This is a genomic window from Streptomyces sp. NPDC046831, from assembly GCF_040645305.1.
GTDB lineage: Bacteria > Actinomycetota > Actinomycetes > Streptomycetales > Streptomycetaceae > Streptomyces.
The window spans coordinates 40,597-55,031 of record NZ_JBEYXZ010000041.1; the positions used below are offsets into that span (position 1 = coordinate 40,597).

General features: G+C 74.3%; 12 protein-coding genes and 1 pseudogene. 4 read left to right on the top strand and 9 right to left on the bottom strand.

The window, feature by feature from the left end:
• Nucleotides 1-190: 190 nt before the first annotated feature.
• The 6 genes and pseudogenes from ABZ920_RS26955 to ABZ920_RS26980 form a co-directional block, all read right to left on the bottom strand.
• A pseudogene (locus tag ABZ920_RS26955) lies at nt 191-1,210 on the bottom strand (tetratricopeptide repeat protein); the annotation flags it as partial.
• A 262-nt stretch (nt 1,211-1,472) separates the two neighbouring features.
• Nucleotides 1,473-2,150, bottom strand: coding sequence for an AIM24 family protein (locus ABZ920_RS26960; protein WP_361510136.1), 678 nt, complete (start codon nt 2,148-2,150; stop codon nt 1,473-1,475).
• Nucleotides 2,151-2,188: 38 nt separating this feature from the next.
• Nucleotides 2,189-3,409 carry a serine hydrolase domain-containing protein gene (locus tag ABZ920_RS26965; protein ID WP_361510139.1) on the bottom strand — a complete coding sequence of 407 codons (1,221 nt, stop codon included), beginning with the start codon at nt 3,407-3,409 and terminating at the stop codon, nt 2,189-2,191.
• 521 nt (nt 3,410-3,930) lie between these two features.
• Complete coding sequence (locus ABZ920_RS26970) at nt 3,931-4,287, bottom strand: UBP-type zinc finger domain-containing protein (RefSeq protein WP_361510142.1); 357 nt, start codon at nt 4,285-4,287, stop codon at nt 3,931-3,933.
• Nucleotides 4,284-5,750: an ATP-binding protein gene (locus ABZ920_RS26975; protein WP_361510145.1), complete on the bottom strand. Its 1,467-nt coding sequence runs from the start codon at nt 5,748-5,750 to the stop codon at nt 4,284-4,286. Before ABZ920_RS26975 ends, ABZ920_RS26970 begins: the two co-directional genes overlap by 4 nt.
• Nucleotides 5,747-7,429, bottom strand: coding sequence for an FAD-dependent oxidoreductase (locus ABZ920_RS26980; RefSeq protein ID WP_361510148.1), 1,683 nt, complete (start codon nt 7,427-7,429; stop codon nt 5,747-5,749). Before ABZ920_RS26980 ends, ABZ920_RS26975 begins: the two co-directional genes overlap by 4 nt.
• 369 nt (nt 7,430-7,798) lie before the next feature.
• Between ABZ920_RS26980 and ABZ920_RS26985 the strand changes: the two genes are divergently transcribed.
• A complete protein-coding gene (locus ABZ920_RS26985) occupies nt 7,799-8,701 on the top strand; it encodes a universal stress protein (protein ID WP_361510151.1) in 903 nt (300 codons plus the stop codon).
• 194 nt (nt 8,702-8,895) lie between these two features.
• Here the strand turns inward: ABZ920_RS26985 and ABZ920_RS26990 are convergent, their stop codons facing one another.
• Together ABZ920_RS26990 and ABZ920_RS26995 are read right to left on the bottom strand one after the other, a co-directional pair.
• A complete protein-coding gene (locus ABZ920_RS26990) occupies nt 8,896-9,651 on the bottom strand; it encodes an MBL fold metallo-hydrolase (RefSeq protein WP_361510154.1) in 756 nt (251 codons plus the stop codon).
• A 138-nt stretch (nt 9,652-9,789) separates the two neighbouring features.
• Nucleotides 9,790-10,419: an alpha-ketoglutarate-dependent dioxygenase AlkB gene (locus ABZ920_RS26995; protein ID WP_361510156.1), complete on the bottom strand. Its 630-nt coding sequence runs from the start codon at nt 10,417-10,419 to the stop codon at nt 9,790-9,792.
• 135 nt (nt 10,420-10,554) lie between these two features.
• On the opposite strand from ABZ920_RS26995, the gene ABZ920_RS27000 reads away from it, so the two are divergent.
• Together ABZ920_RS27000 and ABZ920_RS27005 are read left to right on the top strand one after the other, a co-directional pair.
• Nucleotides 10,555-11,190: a TetR family transcriptional regulator gene (locus tag ABZ920_RS27000; protein WP_361510159.1), complete on the top strand. Its 636-nt coding sequence runs from the start codon at nt 10,555-10,557 to the stop codon at nt 11,188-11,190.
• Nucleotides 11,191-11,207: 17 nt separating this feature from the next.
• The gene (locus ABZ920_RS27005; protein WP_361510162.1) at nt 11,208-12,881 is read left to right on the top strand and encodes an FAD-binding dehydrogenase; all 1,674 of its coding nucleotides are present in this window, start codon (nt 11,208-11,210) and stop codon (nt 12,879-12,881) included.
• 157 nt (nt 12,882-13,038) lie between these two features.
• On the opposite strand, the gene ABZ920_RS27010 is transcribed toward ABZ920_RS27005, so the two are convergent.
• Complete coding sequence (locus tag ABZ920_RS27010; RefSeq protein WP_361510165.1) at nt 13,039-13,398, bottom strand: DUF488 family protein; 360 nt, start codon at nt 13,396-13,398, stop codon at nt 13,039-13,041.
• Between the two features lie 362 nt (nt 13,399-13,760).
• On the opposite strand from ABZ920_RS27010, the gene ABZ920_RS27015 reads away from it, so the two are divergent.
• Entirely contained in the window at nt 13,761-14,210 is a 450-nt protein-coding gene (locus tag ABZ920_RS27015) for a DUF6098 family protein (protein WP_361510168.1), read from the top strand.
• The last annotated feature ends 225 nt before the right edge of the window (nt 14,211-14,435 follow it).

Genomic DNA, 14,435 nt, shown 5'->3' on the forward strand with positions numbered 1-14,435 from the left:
CGTCCGCCGCGGTGCGGGCGACGGCCGGAGACCCGGCCCCGGGGGACGTCCCGGCGCCGGCCGTGGAGCCCGGAGCCGGCCGGGGCTCCGGTATGCGGGAGCGGGCGGAGCCCGGCCCGGTGGGGCGGGCGTCGGGCGCGGACGAGCCGGCGCGGGGTCGCGGAACATCCGGTTCCGCCGGGTCGGCCCGCACACCGAACTCCTCCTGCGCCCGCGCCACCATCTCCCGCACGTGCCGCAGCCCGATGCGGTCCACCGTGCGGGCCAGGTCGGCCAGTTCGGCCGCCGTCCGGGCGCGGTCGCGGCCCAGGCGGGCGAGGGACTTGGCGAGGCCGAGCCGGCTGAGCGCCTCGCCGCGCGGTTCGCCGATGGCACGGAACTCCGCGAGGGCCTCCTCGTACAGGCTCCGCGCCTCGGCGTACCGGCCGGCGCGGTAGAGGACGTTGCCGCGCATCTTGTGGTTGTAGGCCAGCGCACTCGTCAGCTTCATCGCGCGGCAGGTCTCCTCCGCCTCCGACAGCAGCGCCAGTGCCCGCTCGGTGTCCTGGTCGCGGACGGAGACGATGTCGGCCAGCCCGCGCAGCGCCCAGGCGTGGCCGCGCCGGTCGTCCGCGCGCGCCGCGATGCCGGCCGCCTCCTCGAACATCTCGTAGGCGGTGTCGTACGACCCGGTGTTGCGGTGCATCTGCGCGATGCCCTCCAGCGCCCACACCGTGTGCCGCGCCTCGCCGCGCCGGCGGGCCTCGGCGAGCAGCTGCTCGTGCAGCCGGCCGACGGCCTCGTAGTCGCCCTGGATCCGGCCGGTCTCGGCGAGGCCGGCCAGCGAGTAGCCGCGCACGACGACGTCCCCGCCGCGTTCGCCGAGCTCGGCCGCGAGCCCGAGCAGTCGCCAGGCCAGCGCGAACGCCCCCCGCTGGCGGGCCAGCGTGCCGCCGCTCCACAGCGCCCAGGCCATCGCGGCCACGTCGCCGGCCTCCCGGGCTGCCCGGTAGCTGGCCTTCCAGGCCAGGTCCGCCTCCCGCACCTGGCCGAGCCTGCGGTGCGCCTCGGCCACCGCGAGCCCGGACCGCGCCGCCTCGCCCCGCCGCCCGGCCCGCTCGGCGGCCTCCAGCTGCTCTCTTCCGGCGGCCAGGACCTCGGTCAGCGAGGAGTTCACGGAGAGGGAGGTGAGCGCGCCCTGGTACTCGGGGGCGAAAGCCTTGCCGTACATGAATGCCTTTCGGTCCGCTGCCTGATGTCGCGTGACAGGGACGCGCGGGCCGGTGCGGCGGGCCATGCACCCACACGTACGGACACCGGGTCCGCACGGTGCGTATACACGCCATGTATACGCAGGGTGTATAGCAGGCCGGGAGCCGGCCCCGGCCGCGGGCGGCCGGGGCGTCGCCTGTTGCCGATCAAGACGTCGGAAGCGGCGGCGGGGTTGCCTGTGCGGCGCAGATCGCCCGCCGGGGCGCCCTCCGCCCAGGCTCTCAGTGCTGCTGGGCCTTCTGCGGGGTCGCCTCGCTGGGGCGCACGACGACGTACCCCTGACCCTGCAGCATCAGCTGCACGGCCTCGCCGGAGCCGCCGCGCAGCATCGAGCCGAGCGACTGCGACCGGTGCAGCGAGGTCTCCAGGCCGGCGGTCCAGCCGACGACGGCGTCGGTGTCGACGTACACGGGCTGCTGCGGGGTCACCGGTATGACCAGCGGGTTGCCCTCGCAGATCAGCCCCAGCCGGCCCTGCCCGGTGAACACGCTGTTGAACAGTCCGCCGCCGGCGATGCCCGACCCCTTGACCGTTCTGATGCGGTACGACAACGAGGCGTCGAAACACAGGACGTTGCGGCCGTTGACCGTGAACTCGTCGCCGGGGCCGACCTCGACGACGAAGCAGTTCTGCGCCTCGTGCGCGAACCACGCCTCGCCCTCCCCGCGCACCGCCATCAGCGGCAGGCCCTCCCCGGTGACGGCGCGCTTCAGCATGCCGCCCACGCCCTGGCCCTTGCGCTCGAACTGCAGACTGCCGCGGAAGGCCACCATCGAGCCCTGCCGGGCGAACATCTCGCCGTTCACCGCGTACTTGATGCACTTCGCGTTCTCGGCGGTCATGCCGGGCGCCGTCGCCTGCCGGACCACGTGCTCGCTGGAAAAGAGGTCACCCTTCATGGGCGCATCCTGGCCCGGAGCGGTACGTTCCGCCAAGATCAGCGGGGAAGTTCGGCGTCCTCCCGCGCCTCGGTGGCGAAGGTGGTGCGACGGGCCGCCTGTTTGCCGCAGAAGACCGACTCCAGGGTCCGGAGCATCGTGGCGTGCACGTCGCCGTTGTTGGAGGTGTTGGCGAGCGCGGTCAGGCTGCGCCGGCCGTCCTTCGTCGTGAACGCGTAGGTGTAGAAGCCCTGGACAGCGCCCGTGTGCCCGTACACCGACGTCCCGCAGGACAGGTCGCGGCGGCGCAGGCCGAGCCCGTACGCCTGGCCGGTGCCCGCCGGCACCCACCGCTCCATCTCCGCGAGTTGCGCCGCGGGCAGCAGCCGGCCGCCGAGGAGCGCCGACAGGAAGGTGTTCAGGTCGCGCGCGCTGGAGACGAGCGCGCCCGCGCTCTGCGCCCAGGACACCGTCTGCTCGGTCGCGTCGACCAGCGGCGCGCCCGGCTCGTCCGGGGTCAGGTAGCCGCGCGCGTGTGGTCCGGGGATCTTCGTCCCGGGATGCACGTAGAAGGTGTCGGTCAGGCCCAGAGGCTTGATGACGCGCTGCTCGTACGCGGTGCGCACCGGCCGGCCCGTCAGCTTCTCGACGAGCATCCCGGCGACCACGAAGTTGGTGTTGGAGTAGGCGTAGACGCCGCCGGGCGCGTGGGTGGGCGCGTGCGCCAGTGCCCGGTCCACCAGCTGACGGTAGGTGAACACCTTGGAGCGGACGGCCTCGAAGCCGGGGACGGTCGAGGCGAACATGTCGTTGGTGTAGTCGTAGAGGCCGCTGCGGTGGCTCAGGAGGTGCCGGACGGTGATCCGGTCGTCGCGCAGCAGCCCCGGCAGGTAGGCGTCGACCGGGGAGTCGAGCAGCACCTTGCCCTCGGCGGCCAGTTGCAGCAGGACCACGGCGGTGAAGGTCTTGGTGACGCTGCCGATCCGGAAGCGGTCCGCGGTGTCGGTGACCCGCCCGGTGCCGCGGTCGGCGACCCCTTCGGTGGCCTTGTGGACCGTACCGTGCACCAGGTTGCGTTCGTCGATCCGCGCCATTGCGCCCGGTGCGCCCTGGGCCAGGGCGATCCGCAGGAGGCGGCTGAGCCCGGCGGTGTCGGGGGCCGGAAGCGCGGCGCGGGCCGAGGGGCCGGGGTGCCCGCCCGCCGCGTGCGCCGGGCCTGCGAGGAGGCCCAGCACCATGGATCCGAGCAGCGCACGCGTGCACACCGTTCCTGCGGCCATACGATGCCTCTCCCGTCTCCACCGCGCACCATGGGTGCGGGTTCGATCACCATCGGTGAGGCAACCTTCCCTCATGCGGTCGGATCTCCGGGGACGACACACAGTTGGGTCACCCGTCGGTCACCGGGTGGGGTGGATCGGGGAGAGGGTCAGGAGACGTGCGGGAGGACGGTCACCGTCGTGCGGGGCCCGGCCCGGTCGGCGGGGAGCGGTCCGCGTCCGGCCGGCCCGCCGGCGCGCGACGCCGACCTGCCCGGGAGCGGTGCGCGGTCGTACATCGCGTCGGCCCGGGGAAGGGGCAGGACGTGCACGTTCGTGCGGGGTGTGCCGGCCGTCGGACGGGCCGTCCCCACCGCGGACAGGACGGCGACCCCGTGACGGCCCCGCCCCGCCCGTCGCGGGACGGGGCGGGGACAGGTGTCTCCCGGTGGTTCAGTGAGCCGGGCCCGCCGTGCGCGGGCCGCGCGCCGCCGCCGGAGTGCGCCCGCGGCGGCCGGCGGGCGGGCCGGGTGCGGAAGGGCTCAGCGCAGCGTGTCCGCCCAGTCCGCGGGGGCCCGGCCGGCGGGCCCGGGCGCCGGCTGGTCGGCCGGATGGCTGACCGGCGGGGCCAGGTCGGGTCCGGACTCGTACAGCTCACCCGTGGTGTAGTTCCGGAACCAGCCCTCGCCCGGCTCGAAGCTGCGGATCACCGGATGCCCGGGGGCCTCGTAGTGCGCCGTGGCGTGCCGGGCGGGGGAGTCGTCGCAGCAGCCGACGTGGCCGCACGCCGCGCAGCGCCGCAGAGGGAACCACCAGCCGCCGGCCGCGTCGCACTCGACGCAGACGCAGCCGCTGCCGCACGGCGGGACGCCGGGACGGATTCCGGTGTCGCTGGTCATACCGGCTCCTCGGGCGTGGGCGGGGTGTCGCCGGGGGCGGCGGTCAGCGGCAGCAGGACCTGGAAACGGGTGTCGCCCGGCACCGACTCCACGCGCAGGGCGCCGTGGTGCTTGTTGACGACGATCCGCCAGGAGATGTCCAGGCCCAGGCCGGTGCCCTGGCCCACCGGCTTGGTGGTGAAGAACGGGTCGAAGATGCGGTCGCGGATCTCCGGCGGGACACCGGGCCCGGTGTCCCGGAACTCGACCAGCACCCGGTCGTCGTGACGGGCCGTCCGCACGGTCAGTGTCCCGTGCTCGCCGCCCTCGCGGATGGCGGCCACCGCGTTGTCGACGAGGTTGGTCCACACCTGGTTGAGTTCGGCGGGGTAGGCGGGGATGAGCGGCAGCGTGCGGTCGTACTCCTTGACCACCTCGATGCGCGGACCGATCTTGGCCGACAGCATCAGCAGCGTGCTGTCGAGGAGTTCGTGCACGTCCGCGATGCGGTGGGGAGCGCGGTCGAGCTGCGAGTACTGCTTGGCGGCGTCGACGAGGTGGGAGATGCGGGTGGTGGAGTCCGCGATCTCGTCCATCAGGAGCTCGGTCTCCACCGTGTAGTTGAGCCAGCCGACGGCCCCCGGCAGGATGTCCTCGCCCACGGTCGCGGCGACCTGCTCCAGCCAGTCCACGTCGAGCCCGGCCTGCACGAACGTGGGTGCCAGCCGCCAGGCCCCCTCGATGCCGTGGTCCTCCAGCCAGTCGGTGAGGGCGTCCTCCCGGTCGGCGGACTCGATCGGACTGAGCACCGGCGCCTTGGCGACCCGTTCGGCGGTGCGCTCCTGTATCTCGATCAGCTGCGCCAGGGCCTCCCGCGAGAACGGTCCCTCGGCGATGACGGCCAGCTTGCGCCGCATCTTCGCCACCCGCTCCCGCAGCGTCGCGGTGGCCCGCACGGCCGCCGCGGCCGGGTTGTTCAGCTCGTGGGTGAGCCCGGCGGACAACGAGCCCAGCGCCAGCAGCCGTTCGCGCTGCCCGACGGCCGCCTGGGTGCTCTTCGACCCGAAGAACAGCCCCTCCAGCAGATGCACCGCCATCGGGAACCACTCCCGCATGATGCCCGCGAAGGTGTCCGCGGGCAGCACGAAGAAGCGGGCGGGCTCGGTGACGCGCAGCGAGTTGGTGTAGACCTGCCGTACCCGGTCGCCGAGGTAGGCCTGCATGGCGCCCGCGTACACGCCGCGCTGGGAGGTCCGGCTGACCTCCACGTCGTCGCCGCCGACCCGGCGGGAGAGCACCACCGAGCCCTCCACGAGCACGTACAAGCAGGTGGCCGGCTCGCCCTCGGTGTACACCGGCCCGGGGTCGAACCGCTCCATCCGGCCCTCGCCGCACAGCCGGGCGAGCTGCTCGGGGGACAGCTCCTCGAAGAGGAACAGCGAGCCGACCTCCTCCGGGGTGCACGGCGCCGGGCGGCCGCTCACGACTGCTCCAGGTACCGGTGGACGAGCATGACGGCCATGGCGCCCTCGCCGACGGCGGACGCGACCCGTTTGGCGGACTCGGCACGCGCGTCGCCCGCCACGAACACTCCGGGCACATTGGTCTCCAGGTGGTACGGCGGCCGGTCCAGCTCCCAGTCGGCGGGCGGCCGTCCGTCGGGGGTGAGGTCGGGCCCGGCCAGGATGAATCCGCGCTCGTCGCGCAGCACGGTGCCGTCGAGCCAGTCGGTCAGCGGCGCGGCGCCGATGAACACGAACAGCCACTGCGCGTCGACGAGTTCGCTCTGCCCGGTGGCGCTGTCGCGCAGCGTGAGCTGCTCCAGCCGCCCGGAGCCGTGCGCCGCCTCCACGACGGTGCCGGTGCGCACCGAGACGTTGGGTGCCTCCTCGATCTGCTGGACCAGGTAGTACGACATGGACGCCGTCAGCGACGGGCCCCGCACCAGCAGCGTGACCGACTTGGCGCCCCTGCGCAGGTACATCGCCGCCTGTCCGGCGGAGTTGGCGCCCCCGACGATGTACACGTCGTGGCCCTGGCAGGCGGGCGCCTCGGTCAGCGCCGAGCCGTAGAACACGCCGCACCCGGTCAGCTCCTCGGTGCCGGGCGCCGGCAGCGTCCGGTAGGACACGCCGGTCGCCAGGATCACGCTGTGCGCCGCGATCGCCGATCCGTCGGAGAACCGCACGGTGCGCGCCGCGCCGTTGACCTCCAGGCCCGTCACCTCGCACGTGGTGAGGACCTCCGCGCCGAACTTCGCGGCCTGCCGCCGGGCCCGGTCCGTGAGCTGGGCGCCGGAGACGCCGTCCGGGAAGCCGAGGTAGTTCTCGATCCGCGAGCTCTGGCCCGCCTGCCCGCCGGTCGCCGAACGCTCCACGAGCACCGTCCGCAGCCCCTCGGAGGCCCCGTACACGGCCGCGCCGAGACCGGCCGGGCCGCCGCCGACGACGACCAGGTCGTAGAAGTCGGCGGCCGGCGTCGTCGCCAGGCCGACGTGCGCCGCGATCTCCGGCGCCTCCGGCTCGACCAGCGGCGTGCCGTCGGGCGTGACCACCAGCGGCAGCCGCTGCCCGTCCTGCCCCGCCGCGGCCAGCAGCCGCCGGCCCTCCGGCTCGTCGCTCGAGTACCAGCGGTAGGGCACCTGGTTGCGGGCGAGGAACTCCCGCACCTCGGACGACCGGGCGGACCAGCGGTGCCCCACCACCTTGGTGAAGGGCACCGGCCGGTGGTCGCGGTCGCTGCTGCGCCAGGCCTCCAGCAGGTCGTCCATGACCGGGTAGAGCTTCTCCTCGGGCGGGTCCCAGGGCTTGAGGAGGTAGTGGTCCAGGTCCACGACGTTGATCGCGTCGATGGCCGCGTTGGTGTCCGCGTAGGCGGTGAGCAGCACCCGCCGCGCGCCCGGGTGCACGTCCATGGCCCGTTCCAGGAACTCGATGCCGTTCAGGCCCGGCATCCGGAAGTCGGCCAGGATGACGGCCACCGCGTCCCCGCGCAGCTTCAGCTCGCGCAGCGCCTCCAGGGCGGACTCGCCGGACTCCGCGCGCACGATGCGGTAGGACGCGCCGTAGCGCCGTCTCAGGTCGCGGGCGACGGCGCGGGAGACCCCCGGATCGTCGTCCACGGTCATGATGACGGTCCGTGCGGTGTCCGAGGCCGGTGCCATACGTCTCCCACACCAGGAAGCGGTCGGGCCGGCGTCCCCGGCGTCCCCCTCGTCGCCGCGCCGACCCGCCCATCGTATGTTCGACGGCCCGCCTTCGCGCGGGTTGTGCGGATCGGGTGCCGGACCGGCTGCCCGGCGGGACCGCCGGCACCCCGGAACGCGGAACAGCGGTGGCTCACCGGCGTCCGGGGGCTGCCGGGGCGGCCGCGTCGACGATCACTTGTTCCCGTTCGCGGGCCGCCGGGCAGCGTAGTGCGACGATCCCGCGGGCATCGTGAGGAAGACTGACCACGGGCGGAACACACGGCCGCCCGCAGGACCGGGACGGGGCCGCACCGGCGGCGCCGCGACAACAGGGAGGCACACGGCATGAGGCGCCCGATCACGGCGGGGTTCGACGGGTCCGAGGAGAGCCGCGCCGCGCTGGCGTGGGCGGCCCGGGAGGCCGTGCGCCGGGACCTGGCCCTGCGGGTGGTGCACGTCTGGCGCTTCGAGCCGTACGAGGCGGCCGGCGCCGCGGACCGGGACGCGCAGGAGCGGTGGGTGCGCGACGCGGTCGGCGAGGCCGTCCGGAGCGTCGCAGGGCGCCATCCGAACCTGAGCGTCGCCACGGACGTGGTCGAGGGCGACACGGTGGAGACCCTGGTGGCCGCGGCGGCCGACGCCGAGATCCTGGTGCTCGGTTCGAGCGGCCACGGAGCCGTCGTCGGCTTCCTCGTCGGCTCGGTGGGGCAGCAGGTGATCGCCGCGGCGGCGCGGCCGGTCGTCCTGGTGCGCGCCGACGACAAGCCCGCCGCCGAGGTCGCGGGCCGGGAGGTCGTCGTGGGCCAGCACGGCGACCCCGAGGACAGCGCGGCGGCACTGCGGTTCGCCTTCGAGATCGCTGCGGCCCGGGGCGCGACCGTCCGGGTCGTCCGGGCGTGGGCGCTGCCGCCGGTGTTCGCCTACAGCCCCGGCTCCCTCAAGCTCCTCGACGAGGCCGGGGGTCTGGAGCCGTTCGAGAAGAAGGCGCTGGCGGCCGCGGTGGAGCCGTTGCGGAAGCTCTTCCCGGACGTCCACGTCGTCGAGCACGTCGAGATGGGCAGCGCGGGACAGGTGCTGCTGTCGGTGTCGGGGCGGGCCCAATTGCTGGTCGTGGGGCGCCGGGCGCACCGTACGGCGGTGGGCGCGCGGATCGGCTCGGTGGCGCACGCCATGCTCCACCACGCGGGCTGCCCGGTCGCCGTCGTCCCGCACGTCCGGGAACGGCACGTCCGAGAACCGGGCGTCTGAGAAGCGCGCGTCCGGGAAGCGCGCGTCCGGGAAGCGCGCGTCCGGAGAAGGGGCGCCGTCGCGCACGGCGCGGGGCGGAGTGACGGCGCCCTCCCACATGTCGCTCACCGAGGGCGTCGTCCGCTGCGGCGCCCCCGGGTCCTCGGGCCCGGACTCGGGCGCCGGACGGAATGGTGCGGGGACACCGCAGGGGCCTAACGGCCGTGCGGAGCGCGGTCCCGGGCGCGTTCCGCGGCTGCCTTCACGGATCCGCGGTGCAGCGGACCGTGCCCGGGCAGCAGGACGTCGCCCTCCAGGTCCGCGAGTACGGCGAGCGAGGCCAGTGCCCCGGCGCGGTCGTGGTGGAACATGTCCGGCAGCAGCTGCGGGCCCGCGACGCGCGAGGTGGCGTGGCCGCTGACCAGGGCGTCGCCGGAGATCACCACGCCCGCGTGCGGCAGGTGCAGGACGGCGTGGCCCCGGGTGTGGCCCGGCGTGTGCACGGGCACCGGCCGCCCGGGCAGGTCGAGCGGCCCCGCCGACGGGAACGGCTCGGGCGCGGTGACGGGGACGTGGGCGGTGCCGCCGGAGCGGAGCGCGTGCACCGCCCAGGGAAGCACCCCCGGGCGCCAGCCGTTGCGCAGCACCCGCCCGACGGACACCTGGTGCAGGAACTCCCGGCGGGCGTGCGGCACCTCCGCCTCGTGCAGGTACACCGGCGTGCCGTACACGCGGTGCAGGTACTCGGCCGAGCCCAGGTGGTCGTTGTGGGCGTGGGTGACCAGCACGGCCGCCACCGCCTCCGGCGCGCTGCCCACCGCGGCCAGCGAGTCGAGCAGCCGCTCCCGGTCGCCGGGGTAGCCGGTGTCGACCAGGGTGACCGCGTCCCCGTCGGTCAGGAGCACCCAGTTGGTGTTGCTGCCGTGCACCAGATAGGCGCCCTCGGCGACCTGCCGTACGTCCGCGCGCATCGACTCTCCCCGCAATCAGGTGACTGCCCGACGGGGGACAGCCAACCAGACGTGCCCCCTGCACGGCAGGGGGCGGCGGCACGGACCCCGGGCGCGGGTGGCGCCTTCGGGGAGGCCGGGACGCACGGCGCGCGGTGCTCAGCGCACGCCGGCCGGGCGGAACTGGATGCTGATGCGCGGGCCGGTGCCCCGGGTGGTCTTCGGCACGCAGTGCTCCCAGGTCCGCTGGCAGGAGCCGCCCATGACGATCAGGTCGCCGTGCCCGAGCGGACGGCGGACCGTGGAGCCGCCCCCCACGGGACGCAGCAGCAGGTCCCTGGGCGTGCCCACCGAGAGGATGGCGACCATCGTGTCCTGACGCGCTCCCCGCCCGATCCGGTCGCCGTGCCAGGCGACGCTGTCGCGGCCGTCGCGGTAGTGGCACAGCCCGGCCGTGGTGAACGGCTCGCCCAGTTCGCCGGCGTAGTGCGCGGACAGCGCGTCCCGCGCCTCGTCGAGTACCGGATGCGGCAGCGGGTCGCCGGCGCCGTAGAAGGCGAGCAGCCGCGGCACGTCCACGACATGCTCGTACATCGTGCGGCGCTCCGCCCGCCACGGCACCTCGGCGGCCAGCTGTTCGAACAGGGCGTCCGCGCCGGACAGCCACCCCGGCAGGACGTCGATCCACGCCCCGGAGCCCAGCTCGGTGCGGCGCAGCCCGGCCAGGGAAGCGAGCCGCAGCTCGTCGCTCTGGTCGAAGAGGGAGCCCTGCAGATGGTGCGCGGTCATGCTGCCAGCGTACCGCTGAATCGAAAATGTGTTCCCGTCGATGATCTCTGTCGATTCCCGCCACCGTCTGCCCGCCGCCCCTTCGCATACATCGATGTATCGGATACATTCCTGTATCCGGATCGGGAGGCGGACATGGCGGCGGAGGGAACGGCCCGGCGCGTCACCAAGCGGCGGCTGCGCACCCGGGCGGACCTGCTCGACGCCGCGTTCACGGTGTTCGCGGCCAAGGGCTTCGGTCGGGTGTCCATCGAGGAGGTCTGCGAGGCCGCCGGCTACAGCCGGGGCGCCTTCTACTCGAACTTCGCCACGCTGGACGAGCTGTTCTTCGCCCTGTACCGGGAGCGCGCCGAGCTGATCGCCGAGCAGGTCGCCGGGGCGCTCGCCCTGGACGGGCCGGTCCTCGACGTGCCGGCCGCCGTCGACCGGGTCACCGAGGTGCTCCTGCTCGACCTGGACTGGCTGCTGGTCAAGACGGACTTCCTGGCGCACGCCGCCCGCGACCCCGCCGTGGCGCGGACCCTGCTGGAACACCGGGCACGGCTGCGGCGGGCGATCGCGGACCGGCTCGCACGGGCCCGGTGGCGCAGCGGACCGCCCGCCGCGCTCGGCGGGGTGGACGGCGCGGCCCACGCGGTGGTCGCCGCCTACGACGGGGTCACCGTCCAACTGCTGCTGGACCAGGACGTCGAGCGTGCTCGCACCTGGCTCAAGCAGCTGCTCACCGCGCTGCTGACGGACGGCGGCGCCACTGCCGTACGAGCCGAATGAGGAAGGAAACGGTCGCCATGGAAGCGGACGTCATCGTGGTGGGAGCGGGTCTCGCGGGCCTGGTCGCGGCGCACGAGCTGACCAGCCGGGGCCGCAGGGTCGCCCTCGTGGACCAGGAGAACGCCGCCAACCTCGGCGGACAGGCCTACTGGTCCTTCGGCGGGCTGTTCCTCGTCGACTCGCCCGAGCAGCGGCGCCTGCGCATCAAGGACTCCGTCGAGCTGGCCTGGAACGACTGGCAGGGCAGCGCGCGGTTCGACCGGCTGGACGACGAGGACTCCTGGGCCGTGCGCTGGGCGCGCGCCTACGTGGAGTTCGCGGCGGGGGAGAAGCGCTCCTGGCTGGCCGGGCACGGGATCACGCTGCTGCCCACGGTGGGCTGGGCCGAACGCGGCGACCTGCGGGCGGACGGGCACGGCAACTCCGTACCGCGCTTCCACATCGCCTGGGGCACCGGCACCGGCGTCGTCGAGCCGTTCGCCGACCACGCCCGGCAGGCCGCGCGTGACGGGCTGCTCACCTTCCACCACCGCCACCGGGTCGACGAGCTCGTGATCGAGGGCGGCGCGGCCCGCGGGGTGCGCGGGACCGTGCTGGCCGGCGACGGCGCGCCCCGTGGTGTCGCCTCCAACCGCGATCCGGTGGGGGAGTTCGAGCTCACCGCGCAGGCGGTGATCGTCACCACCGGCGGCATAGGCGCCAACCACGACATGGTGCGCCGGTACTGGCCCGAACGCCTCGGCACTCCGCCGAGGACCATGGTCACCGGTGTCCCGGCGTACGTCGACGGCCGGATGCTCGACATCAGTGCCGCCGCCGGTGTGCGCCTGGTCAACCGCGACCGGATGTGGCACTACACCGAGGGCCTGCAGAACTGGAACCCGATCTGGCCCGGCCACGGCATCCGCATCCTGCCCGGACCGTCGTCCGTGTGGCTCGACGCCCTCGGCCGCCGGCTGCCCGAGCCGTGCCTGCCGGGCTACGACACGCTCAGCACCCTCGAGCACCTGCGCGGCACCGACGACATCGCCGGGCACGACCACTCGTGGTTCGTCCTGACCCGGAAGATCGTCGAGAAGGAGTTCGCGCTGTCGGGTTCCGAGCAGAACCCCGACATCACCGCCAAGGACCGCAAGGCCGTGCTGCGCGACCGGCTGCTGGGCCGGGGCGCGCCAGGGCCGGTGCGCGACTTCCTGCGGCACGGCGCCGACTTCGTCGTAGCCGGCACCCTCGAACAGCTCGTCGAGAAGATGAACAAGCTGACCGACGAGCCACTGCTCGACGCGGCCGCGGTGCGGCGCGGGATCGAGGCCCGCGACCGGCAGATGACCAACCCGTACAGCAAGGACGCCCAGGTCCAGGGCATCCACAACGCCCGCCGCTACCTCAGCGACCGCCTCAGCCGGGTGGCGGCCCCGCACCGCCTCCTCGACCCGGCGGCCGGGCCGCTGATCGGTGTGAAGCTGCACATCCTCACCCGCAAGACCCTCGGCGGCATCCAGACCGACCTCGACTCGCGCGCCCTCGGCACGGACGGTCGGCCCGTCGAGGGGCTGTACGCCGCGGGGGAGGTCGCCGGCTTCGGCGGGGGCGGGGTCCACGGGTACAACGCGCTCGAGGGCACCTTCCTCGGCGGCTGCCTGTTCTCGGGCCGCGCGGCGGGACGGGCCGCGGCACGGCAGACGGCCTGACCGGGGAGACGGGCGGGCAGGGAGCCGGTGCCGCGCGTGACCGCAGCACCTCGCCTGCCCGGCCCGGCGCCGCGACGCGCCGTCCGGATGTGCCCGCAGGCGACCGGTGCCGCCTGCCGGGTCCGGGACCGTGGCGGGCCGGACCGGGGCGCCTCGCCTACCCGGCGCGGGACCGCAGCAGGTCGGCGAGCACCGTGGCGTGGCTCTTCTCCGGCACCTTCGACGCGGTCACCAGCGTCACCGGGCCCTCGCGCACCAGGTTCCCGACGCGATCGAGGACCTCGGCGGCCTCCGGTGAGCCGAGTTCCGTCTCGTACCGGTGCCGGAACTCCTCGTGCGACCCCTCGCCCGCGTGGTACCAGCGGCGCAGCTCGGTGGACGGAGTGATCACCTTGGGCCACTCGTCGATGTGCGCGTCCTCCTTGGACAGACCACGCGGCCACAGCCGGTCCACCAGGACGCGCACACCGTCGTCGGGCTCGGGCGGTTCGTAGACGCGGCGGACACGGACGCTCACGGGGCCTCCCTGGAAGGCGGGCGGGTCGTGGCGGAGCCTACTGCGGTCCGCCCGCGCGGGGGCCGAACCGGGCGGTCGCCGGGCCCCGACTCGACCTGTTGGAGGGCACGCGCCCGGGATGCGCCGGCCCGGCCCGCCCCGGCGCGTCGGCGGTACGGCGCGTCCGGGGTACGGCGGCGGGCGACCCGCACCGCTCGCCGCGGTGGTGTCCTCGATCCCCTTTCCACCCGCCCCGCCGTGCGCGTGCGGCCGCCGGCGGGCGGCTGCCTGGAACGGAATATTCCGGATGCGGTTCCGCTTGCGCCGTCCGGGTACCCCGAGCGCCTGAACAGGCGAACAAGGGGAAGCGCGGGAGTCACGAGATGAGCGCATCGGACGACCTGCCGGTCGTGCATTCGCTGGGCGACCTGGCCGCCCTGGTCGAGGGGCGCCGAGGTCTGTACGTCCGCTGGTCGCGCGGTCCGGAAATCGACGTCGGCGCCACCTCCAGCACGGACGAACTCACCGGCGTCCCCATGCCCGGACTGTCGGCCAACCCCCTCGACGTGGAGGAGTGGTGGGAGGGCCGGTCGGTGGAACTGTGGGTGGCGCGACGTCTGTACGACTACGCGCACCTGCCGCACGACAAGGGCCCCGGCGTCCGCCCCTGGGTGCTGAGAGGCAGGGAGCGGGGCCGGGGCCCGGACAACGAACCGCTGGTGGTCGACGTGGAGCCGGTGTGCTGGATCGACGCCGGCGTCATCGCCGAGGCGCGGGCGGAGGTCGACCGGCAGGAGGCGCAGTGGGGGACGATGCGCCGTTCGGAACGCTAGGTCCGGTCTGACTGTTCGCGTCGTCGCCCGAGGGCGGCCGCGCGGCGTCAGGTGCGTGCTCTCGGCGTGCCGGCCCCAGGCCCTCGTACGGGACGTACTCGGGTCCGGGGCCGGTGCGGCGAAGGGGGTCCCCCCGTTATCTTCTTCGCGGTCCTGCAAGAGGGCCGCTGGCCTCCGGGCCCGGCATGACTGTTGCCCCCTGTCGAAGGGATGACCTGGGGGGTG

Coding starts and splice junctions, on each gene's coding strand:
- ABZ920_RS26960 (WP_361510136.1), bottom strand. CDS start 2,150: ATGAAGGGTGACCTCTTTTCCAGCGAGCACGTGGTCCGGCAGGCGACG.
- ABZ920_RS26965 (WP_361510139.1), bottom strand. CDS start 3,409: ATGGCCGCAGGAACGGTGTGCACGCGTGCGCTGCTCGGATCCATGGTG.
- ABZ920_RS26970 (WP_361510142.1), bottom strand. CDS start 4,287: ATGACCAGCGACACCGGAATCCGTCCCGGCGTCCCGCCGTGCGGCAGC.
- ABZ920_RS26980 (WP_361510148.1), bottom strand. CDS start 7,429: ATGGCACCGGCCTCGGACACCGCACGGACCGTCATCATGACCGTGGAC.
- ABZ920_RS26985 (WP_361510151.1), top strand. CDS start 7,799: ATGAGGCGCCCGATCACGGCGGGGTTCGACGGGTCCGAGGAGAGCCGC.
- ABZ920_RS26990 (WP_361510154.1), bottom strand. CDS start 9,651: ATGCGCGCGGACGTACGGCAGGTCGCCGAGGGCGCCTATCTGGTGCAC.
- ABZ920_RS26995 (WP_361510156.1), bottom strand. CDS start 10,419: ATGACCGCGCACCATCTGCAGGGCTCCCTCTTCGACCAGAGCGACGAG.
- ABZ920_RS27000 (WP_361510159.1), top strand. CDS start 10,555: ATGGCGGCGGAGGGAACGGCCCGGCGCGTCACCAAGCGGCGGCTGCGC.
- ABZ920_RS27005 (WP_361510162.1), top strand. CDS start 11,208: ATGGAAGCGGACGTCATCGTGGTGGGAGCGGGTCTCGCGGGCCTGGTC.
- ABZ920_RS27015 (WP_361510168.1), top strand. CDS start 13,761: ATGAGCGCATCGGACGACCTGCCGGTCGTGCATTCGCTGGGCGACCTG.